Source organism: Streptomyces sp. NPDC006624 (assembly GCF_040611555.1).
In the GTDB taxonomy this organism is placed as follows: Bacteria; Actinomycetota; Actinomycetes; order Streptomycetales; family Streptomycetaceae; genus Streptomyces.
In genome coordinates this window covers 22,031-42,525 of the sequence record NZ_JBEXOM010000008.1, presented here as the reverse complement: position 1 = coordinate 42,525, position 20,495 = coordinate 22,031, and the positions used below count along the sequence as shown (strand labels likewise).

Below are 20,495 nucleotides of genomic sequence, written 5' to 3'. Positions count from 1 at the left end.
CGGGTCAAGGGCGCCGACGGGAGGAACGGCCCGGGGGACGACGGACGTACGGGTGGCACGAGGGACGCCGGAGGCGGAGGGGGACACGGCCCGAGCGGTGCCCTCCGCGGCAAGGGAGGTCCCGGCGGCCTCCGGGACATGATCGGCGGCAGGTTCACCGCCGGCGGCGGCGGACTGCGCGGTGATCTCGCCACAGAGATCACCGCCTCCCTCGTCGTCTTCCTCGTCGCGCTGCCGCTGTGCATCGGTGTCGCCGTCGCCTCGGGCGTGCCCGCCGAACTCGGGATCATCTCGGGCGTGATCGGCGGTCTGGTCGTGGGGGCGGTGCGGGGCAGCACGTTGCAGGTCAGCGGACCGGCGGCCGGACTCGCCGCACTGGTCGCGGAGACCGTCGCCGAACTCGGCGTGGCCATGCTCGGCGTGATCGTGCTGTTCGCCGGTCTGCTGCAGATCGTCCTCGGGCTGGTACGGCTCGGCCGGATGTTCCAGGCCATCTCGGTCGCCGTCGTGCAGGGCATGCTCGCCGGCATCGGCGTGCCGCTGATGTTCAGCCAGGCGTACCCGATGGCCGACGCCAAGGCCCCGGGGACCCCGATCGAGAACATGGCCGGGATCCCCGGGCTGCTGGCCGGCATCCTCACCGACCCGCAGGCGATGATCGCCACCCTGCTGGGCGTCACCACCGTCGTGCTCAGCTTCGTGTGGAAGAAGGTGCCGGGCCCGGCCGGGAGGATCCCGGCCGCCCTGGTCGCCGTCGGCATCGGCATCGTGGTCGCCGCCCTGCCCGGCGTGGACGTGAAGACGCTCCAGGTGGGCAACCTGCTGGCGTCCGTGCAGGTGCCCGGCGCGGAGCAGTTCGCCCGGCTCACGGACGGGGCGGTCCTCACCGCCATCCTCACCTTCACGGTCATCGCGTCCGCCGAGAGCCTGTTCACGGCCGCCGCCGTCGACCGTATGCACAGCGGCCCGCGCACCCGGTACAACACCGAGCTGATCGCCCAGGGTGCCGGCAACACCGTCGCCGGGCTCCTCGGCGCGCTCCCCATCACCGCGGTCGTGGCGCGCAGTTCGGCCAACGTGCAGGCCGGGGCCAAGACCCGGGTCTCCCGCACCCTGCACGGCCTGTGGCTGCTGGCGTTCGCGCTGCTGCTGCCGCAGGTGCTCGCGCTCATCCCGATCTCGGTGCTCGCCGGTGTCCTGGTGCACAGCGGCTGGAAGCTGTTCGGACCCGCCGAGTTCCCGAAGATGTGGCGGCAGGACAGGGGCGAGTTCGCGGTGATGACCCTCACCACGCTGGTCATCGTGGCGACCGCGCTGCTGGAGGGCGTGCTGTTCGGCCTCGCCGCGGGCATCGTGCTGGCGGCGCTGCGGATGTCGCAGACCGTGATCCGCCAGCACCTCGAGGAGGACACGGCCAAGGTCGTCATGGCCGGCAACGCCACGTTCCTGCGGCTGCCGCAGGTGATCGAGGCGCTGGAGGCCGCCGCCGCGTCCGGCAAGCCGAGGATCCGGCTCGACCTCACCGGCGTGACCCACCTGGACCACGCCTGCCGCAACCAGGTCGAGGAGTTCACCGCCCAGCAGCGGGGACTGGGGCTGCGCGTGGAGCTGCTGATGCCGGGGGAGGCCGCACCGGCCCGCTCCCCGGCGGCCTCCGCCGCCCCGGCCGCCCCCGCCTCGGCGCCGCTGCCCCGGCGCCCGGTCGCACCGGCCGCGCAGGAACCGCCGCAGGCGTCCCCCTGGCCCTCCGCCGACGCCGAGTGGTTCTACCTCGACACCCGGCCCCTGCCGGAGGAGCGGCGGCCGGGCTCGCCCCTCGTGGGCTGACCCGGTCCGGGCAGCCGGGGGTGGCGTGCACGCGCGGGCGCGCACGCCACCACGCCGGGGCGGCACCTCACGCCGGGCGGCACTCCGCGCCGGGCGGCGCCCCGCGCCGGGCCCCGCACCCGGAGTGGACCACCCGGGCGGCCGGCCGCCTACAGCGGAACGGCCACGGCGTCGAACGTCGTCTCCGGCGTCTGCGGGCTGGTGAAGCGGGCGTTGACGAGGTAGAGGCGGTGGCCGTGGCGGGCGGCGGTGGTGGGGACGTCGAAGCGTGGGTCGGTGATCGTCCTGGTCAGGGTGGCGGTGCGCGCCCCGGGGCCGAGCCGCCAGACGGTCACCTTGTTCTGGCGGTTCTGGACGACGTACAGCGTGCGGCCGGTGCGGACCAGGCCGTCGCCGTTGGCCACGTCCGCCGCGCCCTCCAGCGCGATCCTCGTGGCGTGCCCGGTCCCCAGGCCCACGTGGTACAGCTGACCGGCGTTGACGACGATCAGCCCGCGGCCGTCGGGGGTGGCGACCAGGCCGTTGGCGCTGTTGGTCCCGGCCGGTGCCTGAACCCACTCGCCGGTGAGCGGGAGGGCGCGGACCGTGCCCCCGCGCCCGCGCGGTACGCCGTACAGCACCGCGGCACGCGAGTCGGTGAACCAGGCGCGGTCGCCGTGCAGGACGACGTCGTTGACGAAGGGGGCGGCGTCCTGGGTGAGCCGGTACGTGGTGAGCAGCTCGCCGGTGCGGGAGTCGACGACCTTGGCGGTGCCCGTGCCGCCGCCCGCCACGTACAGCAGCCCGTCGCGGTCCAGCTTCAGGCCGATGGACGCGAGCCCGGCGGCGCCCCGGTGCAGGACGGCGCCCTGACCGGTGCGCAGGTCGGTGCGGTAGATCGAGCCGTCGGCGCGCGAGCCCATATAGGCGTACGGCGCGCCGCCGATGGCGATGCCCTCGGGCAGCCAGCCGTCGGGCAGCGGGAACCGGGTGGGCCAGGCGGTCCCGGCGGCGGCCCGCGCCGTACCGGGCGGCCCGGCGGCCAGGGCGAGCGCGGCGACGGCCCCGCCGAGCACGGTCCGCCGGGACGGGAGGGGGTGGTTCCGAGTCATGGAAGGGCCCTTCGTGAACGGTGGGGTGTGACTCGAACGCACTCGATGAAACGCGAAGTACCCCGCGGATCCCACCGCCTCGCCGAACCCGACAGCGATTCGACAGCACACGGCGGCGCCCGGCAGGCGTGCCACCCGGGCCCGGCCCGCCGGTGCGCCCTCCCGCCCGGCCCGCTACGAGACGCGAACCTCGTACGCCGTCACCCGGACCGCCTCGTCGTCCAGGCACTGCCCGGAGGCCAGGTCGAAGCGCTGCTTGAGCAGGGGGGAGGCGACGAAGGGGCGGCCCCGGTGGGTGCCCGTCAGGCCGCGGGAAAGGACGGCCGCGCCGGTGAACGGGTCGCGGTTGTCGATGGCGAACAGTTCCCCGGTGCGGTCGCGGAACACCGCCGCCTGGCGGCCGTCGGGCAGCAGCGCCGCCACCCCGCGGCCCGGGAGCAGGGCGCTCAGGTCGCAGACGGTGAACCAGTCGCCGTCCAGGGCGAGCTGGACCTTCAGGTCGGTGGTCTCGGGTGCCAGGGTCATCGCTGGGTGCTTCCTTCCAGAACGTCGGCGGGTCGCATACCGATGGACAGCAGCGGCAGGTCGGGCTTCATCTGGTCACGCTCCGGCACGAACGCGACGACCGGGTCCGGGGTGTCCGGGGCGTTCACGAAGGACACGAACCGGGCGAGCTTCTCGGGGTCGTTGATGGTCTCGGACCACTCGTCGCGGTAGTGCGCCACGTGGGCCCGCATGAGCTGCTCCAGCTCGTCGCAGATGCCGAGCGAGTCGTGCACGACGACGTCCCGCACGTGGTCCAGGCCGCCCGGGATCCGCTCCAGCCAGGTGGAGGTGCGCTCCAGGCGGTCGGCCGTACGGATGTAGAACATCAGGAACCGGTCGATCAGGCGTACCAGTTCGGCGTCCGACAGGTCCTGCGCGAGCAGGTCGGCGTGGCGCGGGGTGGCGCCGCCGTTGCCGCCGACGTACAGGTTCCAGCCGTTGGCGGTGGCGATCACGCCGAAGTCCTTCGACTGGGCCTCGGCGCACTCGCGCTGGCAGCCCGAGACCGCCGACTTGAGCTTGTGCGGGGAGCGCAGTCCGCGGTAGCGCAGCTCCAGGTCGATCGCCATCTTCACGGAGTCCTGCACGCCGTAGCGGCACCAGGTGGAGCCGACGCAGGACTTCACCGTGCGCAGCGACTTGCCGTAGGCGTGGCCCGACTCGAAGCCGGCGTCGACCAAGCGGGCCCAGATCAGGGGCAGTTGTTCGACGCGGGCGCCGAACATGTCGATCCGCTGGCCGCCGGTGATCTTCGTGTAGAGGCCGAAGTCGCGGGCGATCTCGCCGATCACGATGAGCTTCTCCGGGGCGATCTCGCCGCCGGGGATGCGCGGCACGACCGAGTAGGAGCCGTTCTTCTGCAGGTTGGCCAGGAAGTGGTCGTTGGTGTCCTGCAGGGCGGCCTGCTCGCCGTCCAGGACGTAGCCGCTCGCGCCGATCGTCGGGGCGAGGGAGGCGATGATCGAGCCGACGGTCGGCTTGCACACCTCGCAGCCGTCGCCGCCCCGGGCCTCCTCGCGGCCGTGGCGGTCCAGCAGATCCTGGTAGGAGGTGACGCGCAGCGCCAGGACGATCTCGTACAGCTCCTCGCGGGTCTGGGAGAAGCAGCCGCACAGGCCCTTGTCGACCTCGACGCCGGACGCCTCCAGCTCGGCGGTGACCAGCTGACCCAGTACCTTCACGCAACTGCCGCAGGTGGTACCGGCCTTGGTGCACTTCTTCACCTCGGGCACGGTGGTGCACCGGTGTTCGGTGACCGCGCCCCGGATGGTGCCCTTGGTGACGTTGTTGCAGGAGCAGATGATCGCGTCGTCCGGCAGCGCGGCCGGGCCGAGCTGGGCCGGGGCGCCGGCCCCCGCGGGCAGCACCAGCGACTCGGGCGAGACCGGGGGTACGGAGCCGGTGAACGCCTTCAGCGTGCCGTACGCCTCCGCGTCGCCGACCAGGATGCCGCCGAGCAGCGTGCCGTCGCGGCCGATGACCAGCTTCTTGTACAGGCCCGCGCGGGAGTCGGAGTAGACGACGTCCAGGCAGTCCTCGGCGGTGCCGTGCGCGTCACCGAAGGACGCCACGTCCACGCCGAGCAGCTTCAGCTTGGTGGACAGGTCCGCGCCGGTGAAGGACGCCTCGTCGGCGGCGATCGTCGCGGCGGCGGTCTCCGCCTGCTCGTAGCCGGGCGCCACCAAGCCGTACACCCGGCCGTCGGCGGCCAGCGCGCACTCGCCGATGGCGAACACGTGCGGGTCGGCGACCGTGCGGCACTGCTCGTCGACGGTGATGCCGCCGCGCTCGCCGACGGTCAGGCCGCAGTCGCGGGCCAGCTGGTCGCGCGGCCGGACACCGGCGGAGAACACCACCATGTCGGTGGCGAGTTCGGAGCCGTCGGACAGCTTCATGCCGGTGACGGCACCGTCCTCGCCGACCACGATCTCCTGCGTGCCGACGCCCGTGTGGACGCGCAGGCCCATCTCCTCGATGGTGCGCAGCAGCGCCGCGCCACCGCCCTCGTCCACCTGCACGGGCATCAGGCGGGGCGCGAACTCCACGATGTGCGCGTCGAGTCCGAGTCCCTTCAGCGCGCCCGCGGCCTCCAGACCGAGCAGACCGCCGCCGACCACGGCACCGGTCGTGGCCCGGGTCCCGGCGTACTCCTCGATGGCGAGCAGGTCCTCGATCGTGCGGTAGACGAAGCAGCCCTCGGCGTCCTTGTTCGGGACCGGCGGCACGAACGGGTACGAGCCGGTCGCCAGGACGAGCACGTCGTAGCCGAAGACCGCGCCGGAGCGGGCGGTGACCTCGCGGGCCTCGCGGTCCACGGCGACGGCCGGGTCGCCGACGTACAGCTCGATGCCGTGGTCCGCGATGAACCGCGCGTCCGTCAGGGACAGGTCCTCGGGCGTCTTCCCCGAGAAGTACGAGGTGAGCGCCACGCGGTCGTAGGCCGGGCGCGGCTCCTCGCAGAGCACGACCACGCGGTGCGTGGCGGTCAGGCCGCGCTCGGCGAGCGCTTCGAGGAAGCGCTGGCCGACCATGCCGTGGCCGACGAGCACGATCGTGGGGGTCGCCCCCGGGGTGGCCGTCATCAGAAGCCTCCGTCGTTGGTGAGCAGGTGGAGCAGCGGGCCGCCGTCGGAGGGGAGCGGCTCTGCTCCCTCCCAGGCGCGGGCGAGCGCGCCGACGGTGCCGAGTTCGCCGACGAGGACCCCGCCGACCAGGCGGTCGTCGCGGACGACGACCTTGCGGTAGGTGCCGCGGGTGGCGTCGGCGAGCTGGACGACGTCGTCGCCCGGGAGTGCCTCGGTCTCGCCGAACGCGGCGAGGTCGAAGGGGCTGTCGTGCCCGTTCAGGGTGAGCCGGGTCAGGGAGCGGGTGCCGGTGTAGCGGGCGGCGGGGTCGCCGGCCAGCAACTCGGCGAGCGCGTCGGCCTGTTCGAGCGCGGGGGCGGCGAGGCCGTAGAGGACGCCGTCGTGCTGGGCGCAGTCGCCGATGGCGTGGATGGACGGGTCCGAGGTGCGCAGCTCGTCGTCGACGACGACGCCCTTGCGGACGTCGAGGCCGGCGGTCCGCGCGAGACCGACCCGGGGGTGGACCCCGCAGGCGACGACCACCAGGTCCGCGTCGAGGGCGTACCCGTCGGCCATCTCCACGGAGCGGACCGCGCCGCCGACGCAGCGCACGTCCCGGACGCGGCACTCGGTGTGCACCTCGACGCCCAGGTCGGTCAGATGCCGCCGCACCAGCGCGGACGCGGCCGGGTCGAGCTGACGCTCCATCAGTCGCTCGGACTGCTGGGCGAGCACCACCTGGGCGCCGCGCAGGGCGAGCGCCCGTGCCGCGGAGACCCCGAGGAGCCCTCCGCCGATGACGACCGCCCGCACACCCGGCCGGACCGCCTTGGACAGCCCCAGGCAGTCGTCCATGGTGCGGAACGCGTGGACGCCCTCGGGCAGTTCGCGGTCGGCGGTGAACAGGCCGCGCAGCGGCGGCAGCACGGGGTTGGACCCGGTCGCCAGGACGAGCCGGTCGTATGCGATCACCGATCCGTCCGCGCAGGCGACGGTCCGCGCCGCGCGGTCGATCCCGGTGACCCGGCCGCGCCGCACCTCGGCGGGCGCGGGCAGGGCGATCACCTCGGGGCTGTAGCGCCCGGCCAGCACCTCCGCGAGCAGCACCCGGTTGTACGGCCGGTGCTCCTCCTCGCCGATCAGCGTCGCGGGCGTGCCGAGCTCACCGAGCCGCCGGGCGAGCCGTACGCCCGCCAGGCCGGTGCCGATCACCACCACACGCTCATTCGAGGTCATGTCCTCGAGCGTGCGGTGCCGGTGTTACCCGGCAGCATCACCTCTGTTTCCCACGGGGAACGCTGCCCTCAGCGGGGCGGGGGGCCGGGTGTGAGGGTTCCTGACGTGCGGGGACGGGGGGTGTGAGGGGGCCGGGAGCCCGGGCGCGGGCCCCCGGCGGCGGTCCGCCTACGCGCTCCGCCGCAGGTCCAGCAGCCCGATCAGCCCCGCCCCGTCCTCGTCCCCGTGGCCCTGCGCCACCCGCCCGGCCATCAGCTCCAGGTACGGCGCCAGCAGCTCGGGGCTGACGTGCTGCTCCTCGGCGGTGCGCAGGAGTGTGGGGATGCCCGCCGCCTGCATGGCCAGGCTGGAGACGACGTTCCCGGTGAAGTCGCCGCTGCGCAGCCGGCCGGCCGTCTCGTGCACGGTGTGCGCCATCGCGGTGAGCCATTCGGCGAGCAGCGGCGCGAAGTCCTCCGGCGCGACGTCCTCCGGGCGGATCAGCGCGAAGGCGTGCGCCACACCGGCGAACATGCCGTTCATCGCGCTCAGCAGGGCGACGTCGTGCAGTGCGGCGAACCCCGGGTCGGTCCCGGCGTACCGGGTGCCGGCCGGGACGGCGAGGGTGGCGCGGTGCTCCTCGAACAGCTCGCGGGAGCCGCTGTAGAAGACGTAACCGCCCGATTCCGGCGCCCCGATCATCGGCGGTACGGCCATGATCCCGCCGTCCAGGAACCGGGCGCCGCGCGCCGCGGCCCAGGCGGCGCGCGTACGGCCCTGGCCGGGGGTGCCCGTCGTCAGGTTCACCAGGTCCCGCCCGGCGAGCGCGGTCCCGTCCAGGGCCTCGCCCACCGAGTCGTCGTCCAGCAGGCAGGCCACGACCAGGCGGTTCGCCTCGACGGCCGCCGCCGCGCTCTCGGCGACCGTGGCGCCCTCGGCGGCGAGGGCCCGGGCGCGGGCGGGCGTGCGGTTCCAGACGGTCACGGGGTGCCCGGCGGCGAGCCAGGCGCGGGCCAGGGCGCTGCCCATGGCGCCGGTGCCGAGCAGGGTGAGCGGGGTGCGGGAGGCGACTGCGGTGTCGGTCATGGCGTTTAGGCTCGTCGCAGGGGAGGCGCCCGCTCAAGTACGCACTTGGAAGTGGGTGGTTACCCGCGGGGAAGGGTGCAGGCGGGCAGGAGGGCGGACGGCATGGGGATCGCGGGACGGCGGCCGGGGGCGTACGTCTGCGGCATCGACGCGGCGATGGACGTGATCGGCGGCAAGTGGAAGGTGCTCATCCTCTGGGCGCTGGACGAACGGCCCCGCCGCTTCGGGGAGCTGCGGCGGGAGCTGCCGGGCATCACCGAGAAGGTGCTCGCCTCCCATCTGCGCGAGATGGAGGCCGACGGGCTGGTCCACCGCGAGGCGTACGACGAGGTGCCGCCGCGGGTGGAGTACTCGCTGACGGACCGGGGCGCGTCCCTGAACGAGGCCCTGGAGCCGCTGGGGGCCTGGGGCAGGGCCCAGGTGCTGGGCGGCTCAGCGGCTGCCGGTGAGGTGCGCGAAGACGACGACGTTCCCCTGGTAGCCGGTGGCGGGTGAGGAGGGTCCGCCGCAGGTGATGACCCGCAGCTCGGGGCGGCGGGCGGCGCCGTAGACCTTCTCGTCGGGGAAGTCCTTCGCCGGGTAGGCCTCGACGGCGTCCACGGTGAACACCGCGACGCCGCCGTCCCGCCGGTCCACCTCGATCGTGCTGCCCCTGGCCAGCGCGCCGAGGCGGTGGAAGACGGCGGGGCCGGCGGCGTCGTCGACGTGGCCGGCGACGATGGCGGTGCCCTGCTCGCCTGGGGTGGTGCCGGCCGCGTACCAGCCGGCGAGGTTCCGCTGCCCGGTGGGCGGTGCGTCGAGGCTGCCGGTGCTCGTCAGGCCGAGCCCGGTCAGGGGCGCGTCCACCCGGATCGCCGGGATGCGGATGCGCACGGGCGGCGAGGGCGGCAGCGCGGGCACGGCCGCGCGCTCGCGCCCGCCCGTCCGGCCGTCCAGCCCGGCGCCGGCCTGCGCGGCGGACGGCTGCGGCGGGGCGTGCGTCCCTGCGGCGTCGCGCAGCAGCCACGACCCGGAGCACAGCGCGAACACCGTCAGGGCCGCCATCGCCGCGTCGGCCGGACTGCCCGTCCGGCTGCCGTACCTGGAAAACCTGCGCATGACCGAACCCTTCCTGATCCCCGACCACCACGATGTCGATCCCGGGCACCGCTCGGCGGCCGGTCCGGCTGCGGGCCCCGCCTCACCGGGAAGTGCCCCCGTGCTCCCCCTCCGGGCCGCGAGGGGCGTCGGACCCGGAGGGGGAGGGGACATGCGGTACCGGCGACGGACAGCGGAGGGTGTCCGTCAGATCCCGTCGCCTCTCGCCCGGCGATGCAGGAGCCAGGTACCGCCCGCGGCGGCGACGGCGAGGGCCGCCACACCGGCCGCGGTCTGCACGGGATCGGGGCCCAGAGCGCCGCCGACCCCCGTCTTCACACTTCCCCGGGGCTGCACCTGCTCGCGCGCCGGGGTGAGCGTCACCTCCAGGTCACCGGTGACCTGGAGGCCGCTGCCGTCGCACGTCGCGGTGATCTCGTACGTCCCCGGATGCGCGCTCGGCGGCACCCGGAACCGCCCGCTCGCCTCCTGCCCCCGCGGGCCCGGCGCGAGTCCGAGGGACCCGGCCCCGACCGCGCTGGCGTCGGCCGTGGCCGTACCGCCGTCACCGCAGGCCGCCGTGCGCGCCGCGACCTGCCCGCCGGGCACCACCTGGGCCGGGGACAGCTCCAGGTCACCGGCCGGTGCGCCGTGCGCGGGAGCGGCGGCGAGGGCCGCGGCGGCGACGGCGAGCGCGGTGGCGGTCAGCGGCCGGGCGGTACGTCGCATCGGTGCTCCTTCGCGCTGGTCGGTCGTGCACCTGCCCTTCCGAGGTAACGGGCAGCGGGACGGCCGCGCTTGCTGATGGGGCGTCAGAATTGGGGTGAACGGGTGTCGGGCTCACTGGGTCCGACGGACCGTCAAGGGCGTTTCGCCAGGTCACGGGCGCGGTGCGGGCGGGGTGCGGAAAAGTGCCGGGGGCGGGTGTGAACGGGTGACCCGGGTGCGCGCGGTCCGGACTTGACCTGAAGCAAGGTTGAGGTATGAGGCTGTGGCGCATGGACACCACCGCCGACACCACCGCCCCCCTCCGTGTGACCCTCGTCGTGGGCAGCAACCGCCACGGCCGCTTCGGCCCGGTCGTGGCCGACTGGCTCCTCGGCCGTCTCCGCGAACGGGACGACCTGGTCGCCGACGTCGTGGACGTCGCCGAGGCCGCGCTGCCGACGTCCCTCGAACCGACGCCCGAGGCGACCGCCGCGCTGTCCGGCATCACCCCGAAGCTCGACCGCGCGGACGCCTTCGTGGTCCTCACGCCCGAGTACAACCACTCCTTCCCGGCGGGCCTGAAGAACCTCATCGACTGGCACTACGGCGAGTGGCGGGCCAAGCCCGTCGCCCTGGTCTCCTACGGCGGACTGTCCGGCGGCCTGCGCGCCGTGGAGCACCTGCGCCAGGTCTTCGCCGAACTGCACGCCGTGACGGTCCGCGACACCGTCTCCTTCCACCACGCCGGCGCGTCCTTCGACGACCGGGGCGCCCTGCGGGACCCGTCCGGCCCGGACACCGCCGCGAAGACCATGCTGGACCAACTGGTGTGGTGGGGCGAGGCGTTGCGGAAGGCCAGGACAACCCACCCGTACACCGCCTGACCCGCCCCGGCAACGCCCCGTCAGGGCCACGGGAAACTGCGCGAACAACCCCCACCGCCCCTCAGCGACGGGAGAGGCTCGCACTCCGGTCGCCGCAGGGCGGCATCGCCCCGTCAGGGGCGCGGGGAACTGCGCGAGCACCCCCCACCGGCCCGCAGCGGATGACGGCCCCGCCCGGCGGGAGAGGTGTGCACTCCGGTCGCCGCGGGACGGCATCGCCCTGTCGGGGGCGCGGGGAACTGCGCGAGCACCCCCACCGGCCCGCACCGGACGGCGGCCCTGCCCGGCGGGAGAGGTGTGCACTCCGGTCGCCGCGGGGCGGCATCGCCCTGTCAGGGGCGCGGGGAACTGCGCGAACACCCCCCACCGGCCCGCAGCAGGCGCACGACCCGCACCGAACACCCCGCGTCCCCGACCCCGACCCTCACGCTGGCCCCCGCGCCCGCCCCCGCCCCCGCCACTCCCCACCCTCGACCCGCCGCCCGGTGACCCGCAGCCTCGCCGCCGCCCTCTGCCCCGCCACATAGACCCAGGCCCGGACACCCGCCCCGTCGCGGTCCCGCACGACCTTCCGCTCCACGCGCAGGTACAGGCTGCGCGGATCCCCCGGCACGTACTCCTCCAGCCGGTCCAGCTCCGCGAGCAGCCCCGGGTACGCCTCCGGCAGCGCCGTCACCAGCTCCCCGCGCACCACGCCGCCGCCCGGCTCCTCCACCGCGTACGGGTAGCCCGGCCCGTCGTAGAGCACCGCGTCCGCGAGCCGCCCCGGTTCCTCGGAGCGGGTGCGGCCGCGCAGGAAGAGATCGTGGTTCACCTCGCCGGGGCGAAGGGTGCCGTAGACGAAGAAAGGCAGGGTCACAGGAAGGATTCTGCACCCTCACACACCTCCACAACGGGCCCCTGGACATGCCATGTTCACGACGTATTGACTCGCGGTCACCATCAACGCCGCACCCGGTCGCCCCCACGCGACCGGGTGCGCCCGTATGAGGAGACCGATGAGTCGGATACGTCATGTCCGCGGTTCCCGTCTCGCCGCCGCCGGAGTGGCGGTCACCGGCGCCGCCGCCCTGCTGGCCGCCGTGCTCCCGCCCACCGCCGGCGCCGCCGTCCGGCCCACCAGGGCCGACGCGATCGAGGACGCCGAGGCCGTCCTCGCGGACCGCGCGGCGGCACTCGGCCTCACCCCCGCCCAGGCCACGAAGGTCCGGGACGTCGTCATCGACGGCGACGGCACCCGGCACGTCCGTTACGACCGCACGTACCACCGGCTCCCCGTCCTCGGCGGGGACTTCGTCCTCCACATCGACCCGGACGGCACCCACCGCGGCACGACCCGCGCCACACGGTCCGCGCTCTCCCTCCCCACCGTCACCCCCGAGGTGAGCGCCCCGAAGGCCGCCGGACTCGCGGCGGACCTGCTGCGCGCCGCGCACCTCGGCGAGACCCTGGAGAAGCTGACCGCCAAGCCCCGCCTGGTCGTCGACGCCCTGCACGGCGCCCCCCGGCTGGCCTGGCGGACCGACGCCGTGGCGCACGACGAACGCGGCAACCCCGTCGGGCGCACCCTGCTCACCGACGCGGCCACCGGCGCCCGCATCGACGCCTGGGACACCCTGGAGTCGGCCGCGGGCGACGGCAGGTCCCTGTACGGCGGCACCGTCCCGCTGGAGACGACGGCGACCGGGTCGTCGTACCAGCTCAAGGACCCGACGCGCGGCGGCACTTACACGGGCGACGCGGAGAACCGCACCGACCGCTGCCTGCTGACGATCTGCCTGACCCGCGCCCCCGCGACCCCCTTCACGGACGCCGACAACCACTGGGCCACCGGCGAGGCGTCCGACCGGGCGACGGTGGCGGTGGACGCGCAGTACGGCACGGACGTCACCTGGGACTACTACGAGGACGTCCACGGCCGCAGCGGCATCGCCGGCGACGGCAAGGGCTCGTTCAACCGCGTCCACTACGGCAAGGACTACAACAACGCCTTCTGGGACGACACCTGCTTCTGCATGACCTACGGCGACGGCGACGGCACCCTGATGGGCCCGCTGGTGTCGCTGGACGTGGCCGGGCACGAGATGTCCCACGGCGTGACGTCCAAGACGGCGGCGCTGACGTACTCCGGCGAGCCGGGCGGCCTGAACGAGGCCACGTCGGACATCTTCGGCACCCTGGTCGAGTTCCACGCGGCCAACACCGAGGACCCCGGGGACTGGCTCATCGGCGAGAAGGTCGTCCGCTCCGGCCTCGGCCGCGAGGCCCTGCGCTTCATGGACGAGCCGTCGAAGGACGGCAAGTCCGCGGACTGCTGGAGCGAGGGACTGGGCGACCTCGACGTGCACTACTCCTCGGGCGTCGGCAACCACTTCGCGTACCTGCTCGCGGAGGGCAGCGGCCCCAAGACCCTGGGCGGCGTCCGCCACGACTCCCCGACCTGCGACGGCTCCGAGGTGCAGGGCATCGGCCGCGACAGGCTCGGCAGGATCTGGTACCGCGCGCTGACGGTCTACATGACGTCCTCGACCGACTACGCGGGCGCCCGCGCGGCCACCCTGAGCGCGTCGAAGGACCTCTACGGCGCCGGCGGCACGGAGTACGCGGCGGTGGCCGCGGCCTGGTCGGCGGTCAACGTGGGCTGACCTCGCGCCGCCCGGCGGTCAACGCGGGCCGATCCCGCGCCGCCCGGCGGTCTCCAGCCGCACCGCGCACACCTTGAACTCCGGCATCCGGGAGGTCGGGTCGAGCGCGGGGTTGGTGAGGGAGTTGGCGCGGCCCTCGCCGGGCCAGTGGAACGGCATGAAGACGGTGTCGGGCCGGATGGCGTCCGTGATCCTCGCGGGCGCCACGGCCCGGCCGCGCCGCGACACCACCGTGACCGGATCGCCCTCGGCCGCCCCGAGCCGGGCCGCCAGCCGCGGGTGGATCTCCACGAACGGCCCGGGCGCGGCGGCGTTCAGCTCCGCCACGCGCCGCGTCTGCGCCCCCGACTGGTACTGCGCCACCACCCGCCCGGTGGTCAGCAGCACCGGGTACTCCTCGTCGGGCTCCTCGGCCGCCGGGCGGTGCGAGACGGGAACGAAGCGGGCCCGGCCGTCGGGGGTGGCGAAACGGTCGAGGAAGAGGCGGGGCGTGCCCGGGTGCGCGGCCGGCGCCCCCCGGGCGGGGTCGCCGGGGAGCGCGTCCGGCAGGGCGCCCGCGCCACCGTCCACCGGCTCCTCGACGGCCGGGCAGGGCCAGAACACCCCGTCCTCCTCCGCCAGCCTCCGGTAGCTGATCCCGGAGTAGTCGGCCGCCCCGCCCGCGCTGGCCCGGCGCAGCTCCCCGAAGACCTCCTCCGGGTCCGTCGGGAAGCCCTTCTCCACGCCCAGCCGGGCGGCCAGTTCGTGCAGCACCTCCAGGTCGCTGCGCACGCCCTCGGGCGGGCTGATCGCCCGGCGGCGCAGCAGGACCCGGCCCTCCAGGTTCGTCGTCGTGCCCGTCTCCTCCGCCCACTGCGTGACCGGCAGCACGACGTCCGCGAGCGCCGCCGTCTCCGACAGCACCACGTCGCACACGGCGAGGAAGTCCAGCGCCTTGACGCGCTCCTCGACATGGGCGGCACGCGGCGCGGACACCACCGGGTTGGACGCCATCAGCAGCAGCGACCTGATGTCCGTGCCCAGCGCGTCCAGCAGCTCGTACGCGCTGCGCCCCGGGCCGGGCAGGCTGTCCGGGTCGACGCCCCACACCCCGGCGACATGGGCCCGGGCCGCCGGGTCGTCCAGCTTGCGGTAGCCGGGCAACTGGTCGGCCTTCTGGCCGTGTTCGCGCCCGCCCTGCCCGTTGCCCTGACCGGTCAGGCAGCCGTACCCGGACCGGGGGCGGCCCGCCCGGCCGGTCGCCAGGCACAGGTTGATCCAGGCGCCGACGGTGTCCGTGCCCTTGGACTGCTGCTCGGGCCCGCGCGCGGTGAGCACCATGGCCGACTCCGGCTCGCAGAACAGCCGCACCACCTCGCGGAGTTGCGGAACGGACACCCCCGTGATCCGCTCCACGTACTCCGGCCAGTGCGCCATCGCCGCGGCCCGGGCGTCCTCCCAGCCGGTCGTGCGCTCACGGACGTACTCCTCGTCCACCCGGCCCTCGGCGATCACCAGGTGCAGCAGCCCCAGCGCGAGGGCCAGGTCCGTGCCGGGCCGGGGCGCCAGGTGCAGGTCCGCCTGCTCGGCGGTCCGCGTGCGCCGCGGGTCGACGACGATCAGCGTGCCGCCGTTGTCCTTCAGCTCGGTGAAGAACCGCAGCGACGGCGGCATGGTCTCCGCGAGGTTGGAGCCGACGAGGATCACACAGCCCGACTTCGGGATGTCCTCCAGCGGGAACGGCAGCCCGCGGTCCAGCCCGAACGCCTTGATGCCGGCTGCGGCCGCCGAGGACATGCAGAACCGGCCGTTGTAGTCGATCTGGGAGGTGCCGAGCACGACGCGGGCGAACTTGCCGAGCGCGTACGCCTTCTCGTTCGTCAGCCCGCCCCCGCCGAACACCCCCACCGCGTCCGGGCCGTGCGCCTCCCGCGTGCGGCGCAGCCCGGCGGCGATCCGGTCCAGCGCCTCCTCCCAGGAGGCGGGCACCAGCGCGCCGCCCTCGTCGCGCACCAGCGGCGAGGTCAGCCGGACGTCGCGCGCGAGCACCGCCGGTGCCGTACGGCCCTTGCCGCACAGCGCTCCCCGGTTGACCGGGAAGCCGGCGCGCTCACTGACCTCGACGGTCCCGTCCGGGGTGGGCGTCAGGTTCATCCCGCACTGCAGGGCGCAGTACGGGCAGTGCGTGGGCGTCGCGGTGTTCTGCATGCCGCCCAGCGTGCTTCGGCCGTGTTACGCGCACGGCGGCTCCCTGTTACACCGCCGGGACGGCAACCTCCCCGCCGCCGCCCCGCCCGCGTGAGGCACCCGCGCGGCCCCCGCCGGGACGGGCCTGTCACGGGGAGCGCGGATGCCCCCGCCCTCCGGGCGCCCGCTCCGCCGCGGCCAGCGCCCGCCGCACCCCCGGCTCCCGTGGCCCGAGGAACCGCGGGTCCGGCCGGAACGCCGCGTCCAGCGCCGCCTTCCCCGCCGCGAGGATCTCCCGGGCACCCCCGTAGTACCAGGTCACGTCGTGCACGGCGTCCACCCCGACGCCGTAGGACGCCACGCCCGCCGCCCGGCACAGGGCGACCGCCCGCCGGATGTGGAAGCCCTGGCTGATCAGCACGGCCTCGTCCACGCCGAAGATCTTCTTCGCGCGCACGCACGAGTCCCAGGTGTCGAACCCGGCGTAGTCGCTGACGATCCGCCCGTCGGGCACCCCGTGCCGGGTCAGGTATCCGCGCATGGCGTCCGGCTCGTCGTAGTCCGCACGGCTGTTGTCGCCGGTGACGAGCACCACCTCCACCCGCCCCCGCCGGTACAGCTCCGCCGCCGCGTCCAGCCGGTGCGCGAGATACGGCGAGGGCTCCCCGTCCCACAGCCCCGCCCCGAACACCACGGCCACCTCGGTGCGCGGCACATCGTCCGCGGACCGCAGCCCGTCACCGGCCGCCACGTACATCCAGGTCGCCGGGAGCAGCGCGAGCACACACCCGGCCATCACGCTCTGCACGAGCCGCCGCTGCCCCCGGCGGGTGCGCGGCAGCCGCGGCCGGCGCAACGTCACACGACGCATCGAAACGGTCCCTCCCCAGGTCGCCCCCCGACCCTCAGGGACGCCCGGCCGGGCTCCCCGGTTCACCCGTAGCCACGTGACCGGCTTCACCCCGCCCCGCGAACGCCGAGGTCACGGCTCCTCACACACCCGCCCCTCGCCCCTGTGAACCGCCGGAAAACACCCGTGACGCCCCCGCAACGGGGCGGCAACCCGGCGGCGCGACCATGGGAGCATGCCCAGTCAGCTCAGCCCCGTCCCGCCGTCCGCCGCACGCCGCCGGCCCGCTCCGGCCCTCGTCGTCGTGGCCCACGGCAGCCGCGACCCGCGCGCGCTGAGCACGGTGACCGCGCTCCTCGACCGGGTCCGCGCCCTGCGCCCCGGCCTCCCGGTGCACCTCGGCCACATCGAACTGAACGCCCCCCTGCTCCCCGACACCCTCGCCGCCCTCGGCGACACCGAGGCGGTCCTCGTCCCCCTCCTCCTCAGCCGCGGCCACCACGTCAAGCACGACATCCCCGGGACGGCGGCGGCCTCCCCGGCCCGCACCCGTGTGGCCGCACCCCTCGGCCCCCACCCCCTCCTGGTCGACGTCCTCCAGGACCGTCTGACCGAGGCGGGCTGGGGCAGGACCCCCCGCGACAGCAACGCGGTCGTCCTCGCCGCCGCGGGCTCCCGCGACCCGGACGCGAAGACCGACACCGCCCGCACGGCCCACCTCCTCGCGGCCCGCCTGGGCGTCCCCGTCCTGCCCGCCTACGCCTCCGCGGCGAGCCCCACGGTCCCGGCCGCCGTGCGCACCCTCCTGGCCAGGGGCCGCCGGCACATCGCCCTGGCCTCCTACTTCACCGCCCCCGGCCGCTTCGCCACCGAGTGCGCCCAGGCGGCCCCGTGGCTCACGGCGGCCCCCCTGGGCACCCACCCGGCGATGGCCCGCCTCCTGCTGCACCGCTACGAGGAGGCACTGGCGAGGCCGGCCACCAGGGAGCTGGCCCCGGCCTGAGGACAGGGGTGTGGTGGCACGTCCCTCAGGCGCGCGGGGAACTGCGCGACGAGCCACCGCGAACCCGCACGCGCCACACCACCGAACCCGGCAGACGCTCAGGCACGCGGTACCCCCGTGCCCGTACTGTCGACCCATGGCAGGCACCACGACACACCCCACGGCCTACGACCCGGCGTCCGTCGAGCGCTGGGCCCCGGAACCGGACAAACGCCCCGGCCGCACGGCCTTCCAGCGCGACCGGGCCCGGGTCCTGCACAGTGCCGCCCTGAGAAGGCTCGCCGGCAAGACCCAGGTGGTGACGCCCGGCACCCTCGGCCCGGCCTGGGACGCCAGCCCCCGCACCCGCCTCACCCACTCCCTGGAATGCGCCCAGGTCGGCCGTGAACTGGGCGCAGCCCTCGGCTGCGACCCCGACCTCGTCGAAGCCGCCTGCCTCTCCCACGACCTCGGCCACCCGCCCTTCGGCCACAACGGCGAACAGGCCCTCAACGAGTTCGCCGCCGACTGCGGCGGCTTCGAGGGCAACGCCCAGTCCCTCCGGCTCCTCACCCGCATCGAGCCCAAGCGGTTCACCCCCGAGGGCTCCGTCGGCCTCAACCTCACCCGCGCCGCCCTCGACGCCGCCACCAAGTACCCCTGGCCGCGCGGCGCCCACCCCACCGACCCGGCGTCGGGCAAGTTCGGCGTCTACGAGGACGACCGCCCCGTCTTCGACTGGGTCCGCAAGGACGTCCCCGGCACCCGCACCTGCTTCGAGGCGCAGGTCATGGACTGGTCCGACGACGTGGCCTACTCGGTGCACGACGTGGAGGACGGCCTGCACGCCGGGCACATCGACCCCAACTGCCTGCACGCCGAACCCGAACGGCGGGAGGTCTTCCGCGTCGCCCTCGGCCGGTACGTGCCGGCGGACACCGACCCCGCCGAACTCGCCGAGGCCCTCGACCGGCTGCTCGCCCAGGAGTGGTGGCCGCACGGCTACGACGGCACGGCCGTCGCCCAGGCCCGGCTGAAGGACGCCACCAGCCAGCTCATCGGCCGCTTCTGCCTGGCCGCCGAGGGCGCCACCCGCGCCGCCCACGGCGCCGGACGGCTCACCCGCTACACGGCCGAACTCGTCGTCCCGCGCGGGACCCGCACGGAGTGCGCCGTCCTCAAGGCCGTCGCCGACCTCTACGTCATGCAGCGCGCCGAGCAGGAGCGGCTGCGCGCCGACCAGCGGATCGTCGTCGCCGAACTGGCCGAGGCACTCACCGCCCGCGCCCCGGACGGCCTCGACCCGCAGTTCCGCGCGCTGTTCGGCCAGGCGCCGGACGACCGCGCCCGCAAGCGGGTGATCGTCGACCAGATCGCCTCCCTCACCGACACCTCCGCCCGCTCGCTTCACGCCCGTCTGACGGGGCACGCGTGAGACGGGCGACCCCGGGACGGCCGGGCCGCGGCGCATGTGACGTACGCATATGACCCCGGTGGCCTGATCGGGTCACTCCCTCTTCCCGCAGCACGCTCCGTGCGGGACGCTCGCAAGTGGCGACACCCTGACGAGGAGGCATCAAGTGGTCGACGCGGATCAGACATTCGTCATCGTCGGCGGCGGACTGGCCGGCGCCAAGGCGGCCGAGACGCTCCGGGAGGAGGGCTTCACCGGCCGCGTGATACTGATCTGCGACGAACGGGACCACCCCTACGAGCGCCCGCCGCTGTCCAAGGGCTACCTCCTGGGCAAGGCCGAACGCGACAGCGTCTTCGTGCACGAGCCCGCCTGGTACGCGGCCCACGACATCGAACTGCACCTCGGCCAGACCGTCGACGCCATCGACCGCACGGCCAGGACGGTCCGCTTCGGCGACGACGGCACGGCCGTCCGCTACGACAAGCTGCTCCTGGCGACCGGCGCCGAGCCCCGCCGCCTCGACATCCCGGGCACCGGCCTGGCCGGCGTGCACCACCTGCGCCGCCTCGCCCACGCCGAGCGCCTCAAGCACGTCCTGACCCACCTCGGCCGGGACAACGGCCACCTCGTGATCGCGGGCGCCGGCTGGATCGGCCTGGAGGTCGCGGCGGCGGCCCGCGAGTACGGCGCCGAGGTCACGGTCGTCGAACCCGAGCCGACCCCGCTGCACGCGGTCCTCGGCCCCGAGCTCGGCCAGCTCTTCACCGAGCTGCACCGCGAGCACGGCGTGCGCTTCCACTTCGGCGTCCGGCTCACCGAGATCGTCGGCCAAGACGGCATGGTCCTCGCGGCCCGCACCGACGACGGCGAGGAGCACCCGGCGCACGACGTCCTGGCCGCGATCGGCGCCGCCCCGCGCACCCACCTCGCCGAGGCGGCCGGCCTGGAGATCGCCGACCGCGTCCACGGCGGCGGCATCGTCGTCGACGAGCGGCTGCGCACCTCCGACCCGGACATCCACGCGGCCGGCGACGTCGTCTCCTTCCCGCACCCCCTGTTCGGCACGCGGCTGCGCGTCGAGCACTGGGCCAACGCCCTCAACGGCGGCCCGGCCGCCGCGCGCGCCATGCTGGGCCGCGACGTGACGTACGACCGCGTGCCCTACTTCTTCTCCGACCAGTACGACCTGGGCATGGAGTACTCCGGCTGGGCGCCGCCGGGCAGCTACGACCAGGTGGTGATCCGCGGCGACGCGGGCAAGCGCGAGTTCATCGCGTTCTGGGTGAAGGAGGGCCGGGTGCTGGCCGGGATGAACGTGAACGTATGGGGCGTCACGGACAGGATCCAGCACCTGATCCGCTCCAGGACCCCGGTGAACACGGACTCCCTGGCCGACCCGCACGTACCGCTGGAAAACCTCGCACCGTAGCTGTCACCC

General features: G+C 74.7%; 17 protein-coding genes. 7 read left to right on the top strand and 10 right to left on the bottom strand.

Going from position 1 to position 20,495, the window contains the following annotated elements; translation table 11 throughout:
• Window positions 1-138: 138 nt before the first annotated feature.
• Complete coding sequence (locus tag ABZY20_RS17095; protein WP_356442336.1) at window positions 139-1,827, top strand: SulP family inorganic anion transporter; 1,689 nt, start codon at window positions 139-141, stop codon at window positions 1,825-1,827.
• Between the two features lie 149 nt (window positions 1,828-1,976).
• On the opposite strand, the gene ABZY20_RS17090 is transcribed toward ABZY20_RS17095, so the two are convergent.
• The 5 genes from ABZY20_RS17090 to ABZY20_RS17070 all read right to left on the bottom strand — a co-directional run bounded on the left by ABZY20_RS17090 (window position 1,977) and on the right by ABZY20_RS17070 (window position 8,328).
• Window positions 1,977-2,918, bottom strand: coding sequence for a superoxide dismutase (locus tag ABZY20_RS17090; RefSeq protein ID WP_356442334.1), 942 nt, complete (start codon window positions 2,916-2,918; stop codon window positions 1,977-1,979).
• A gap of 174 nt (window positions 2,919-3,092) precedes the next feature.
• Entirely contained in the window at window positions 3,093-3,443 is a 351-nt protein-coding gene (nirD, locus tag ABZY20_RS17085; protein ID WP_356442332.1) for a nitrite reductase small subunit NirD, read from the bottom strand.
• Entirely contained in the window at window positions 3,440-6,046 is a 2,607-nt protein-coding gene (gene nirB, locus ABZY20_RS17080; protein ID WP_356442330.1) for a nitrite reductase large subunit NirB, read from the bottom strand. The genes nirD and nirB overlap by 4 nt, the downstream gene beginning before the upstream one ends.
• A complete protein-coding gene (locus tag ABZY20_RS17075) occupies window positions 6,046-7,263 on the bottom strand; it encodes an FAD-dependent oxidoreductase (protein WP_356442329.1) in 1,218 nt (405 codons plus the stop codon). Before ABZY20_RS17075 ends, nirB begins: the two co-directional genes overlap by 1 nt.
• A 168-nt stretch (window positions 7,264-7,431) precedes the next feature.
• Window positions 7,432-8,328: an NAD(P)-binding domain-containing protein gene (locus tag ABZY20_RS17070; protein WP_356442327.1), complete on the bottom strand. Its 897-nt coding sequence runs from the start codon at window positions 8,326-8,328 to the stop codon at window positions 7,432-7,434.
• A gap of 102 nt (window positions 8,329-8,430) precedes the next feature.
• Here ABZY20_RS17070 and ABZY20_RS17065 point away from each other — a divergent pair, with 102 nt between their 5' ends.
• Window positions 8,431-8,823 carry a helix-turn-helix domain-containing protein gene (locus ABZY20_RS17065; RefSeq protein WP_356442325.1) on the top strand — a complete coding sequence of 131 codons (393 nt, stop codon included), beginning with the start codon at window positions 8,431-8,433 and terminating at the stop codon, window positions 8,821-8,823.
• Here the strand turns inward: ABZY20_RS17065 and ABZY20_RS17060 are convergent.
• Window positions 8,761-9,426, bottom strand: a complete 666-nt coding sequence (locus tag ABZY20_RS17060) for a class F sortase (protein WP_356442323.1) — start codon at window positions 9,424-9,426, stop codon at window positions 8,761-8,763. The two genes, ABZY20_RS17065 and ABZY20_RS17060, sit on opposite strands and share 63 nt — an antisense overlap.
• Before the next feature lie 186 nt (window positions 9,427-9,612).
• Window positions 9,613-10,134 (bottom strand): hypothetical protein, encoded by a 522-nt coding sequence (locus ABZY20_RS17055; RefSeq protein ID WP_356442322.1) that lies wholly within the window; start codon window positions 10,132-10,134, stop codon window positions 9,613-9,615.
• Window positions 10,135-10,403: 269 nt separating this feature from the next.
• Between ABZY20_RS17055 and ABZY20_RS17050 the strand changes: the two genes are divergently transcribed.
• Window positions 10,404-10,997 carry an NAD(P)H-dependent oxidoreductase gene (locus tag ABZY20_RS17050; protein ID WP_356442320.1) on the top strand — a complete coding sequence of 198 codons (594 nt, stop codon included), beginning with the start codon at window positions 10,404-10,406 and terminating at the stop codon, window positions 10,995-10,997.
• Window positions 10,998-11,421: 424 nt separating this feature from the next.
• Here the strand turns inward: ABZY20_RS17050 and ABZY20_RS17045 are convergent, their stop codons facing one another.
• A complete protein-coding gene (locus ABZY20_RS17045) occupies window positions 11,422-11,856 on the bottom strand; it encodes a gamma-glutamylcyclotransferase family protein (protein WP_356442318.1) in 435 nt (144 codons plus the stop codon).
• Window positions 11,857-11,995: 139 nt separating this feature from the next.
• Between ABZY20_RS17045 and ABZY20_RS17040 the strand changes: the two genes are divergently transcribed.
• Window positions 11,996-13,642 (top strand): M4 family metallopeptidase, encoded by a 1,647-nt coding sequence (locus tag ABZY20_RS17040; protein WP_356442317.1) that lies wholly within the window; start codon window positions 11,996-11,998, stop codon window positions 13,640-13,642.
• Window positions 13,643-13,660: 18 nt separating this feature from the next.
• Here ABZY20_RS17040 and ABZY20_RS17035 read toward each other — a convergent pair whose 3' ends face one another.
• Together ABZY20_RS17035 and ABZY20_RS17030 are read right to left on the bottom strand one after the other, a co-directional pair.
• Window positions 13,661-15,829: a molybdopterin oxidoreductase family protein gene (locus tag ABZY20_RS17035; RefSeq protein WP_356442315.1), complete on the bottom strand. Its 2,169-nt coding sequence runs from the start codon at window positions 15,827-15,829 to the stop codon at window positions 13,661-13,663.
• Between the two features lie 127 nt (window positions 15,830-15,956).
• Window positions 15,957-16,679: an ElyC/SanA/YdcF family protein gene (locus ABZY20_RS17030; RefSeq protein ID WP_356442313.1), complete on the bottom strand. Its 723-nt coding sequence runs from the start codon at window positions 16,677-16,679 to the stop codon at window positions 15,957-15,959.
• Between the two features lie 214 nt (window positions 16,680-16,893).
• Here ABZY20_RS17030 and ABZY20_RS17025 point away from each other — a divergent pair, with 214 nt between their 5' ends.
• The 3 genes from ABZY20_RS17025 (at window position 16,894) to ABZY20_RS17015 (ending at window position 20,486) form a co-directional block, all read left to right on the top strand.
• Window positions 16,894-17,661: a sirohydrochlorin chelatase gene (locus ABZY20_RS17025; RefSeq protein ID WP_356442311.1), complete on the top strand. Its 768-nt coding sequence runs from the start codon at window positions 16,894-16,896 to the stop codon at window positions 17,659-17,661.
• A 136-nt stretch (window positions 17,662-17,797) separates the two neighbouring features.
• Window positions 17,798-19,075, top strand: a complete 1,278-nt coding sequence (locus tag ABZY20_RS17020) for a deoxyguanosinetriphosphate triphosphohydrolase (RefSeq protein ID WP_356442309.1) — start codon at window positions 17,798-17,800, stop codon at window positions 19,073-19,075.
• Between the two features lie 145 nt (window positions 19,076-19,220).
• On the top strand, window positions 19,221-20,486 hold the full coding sequence (locus tag ABZY20_RS17015) for an FAD-dependent oxidoreductase (RefSeq protein WP_356442308.1): 1,266 nt from the start codon (window positions 19,221-19,223) through the stop codon (window positions 20,484-20,486).
• The last annotated feature ends 9 nt before the right edge of the window (window positions 20,487-20,495 follow it).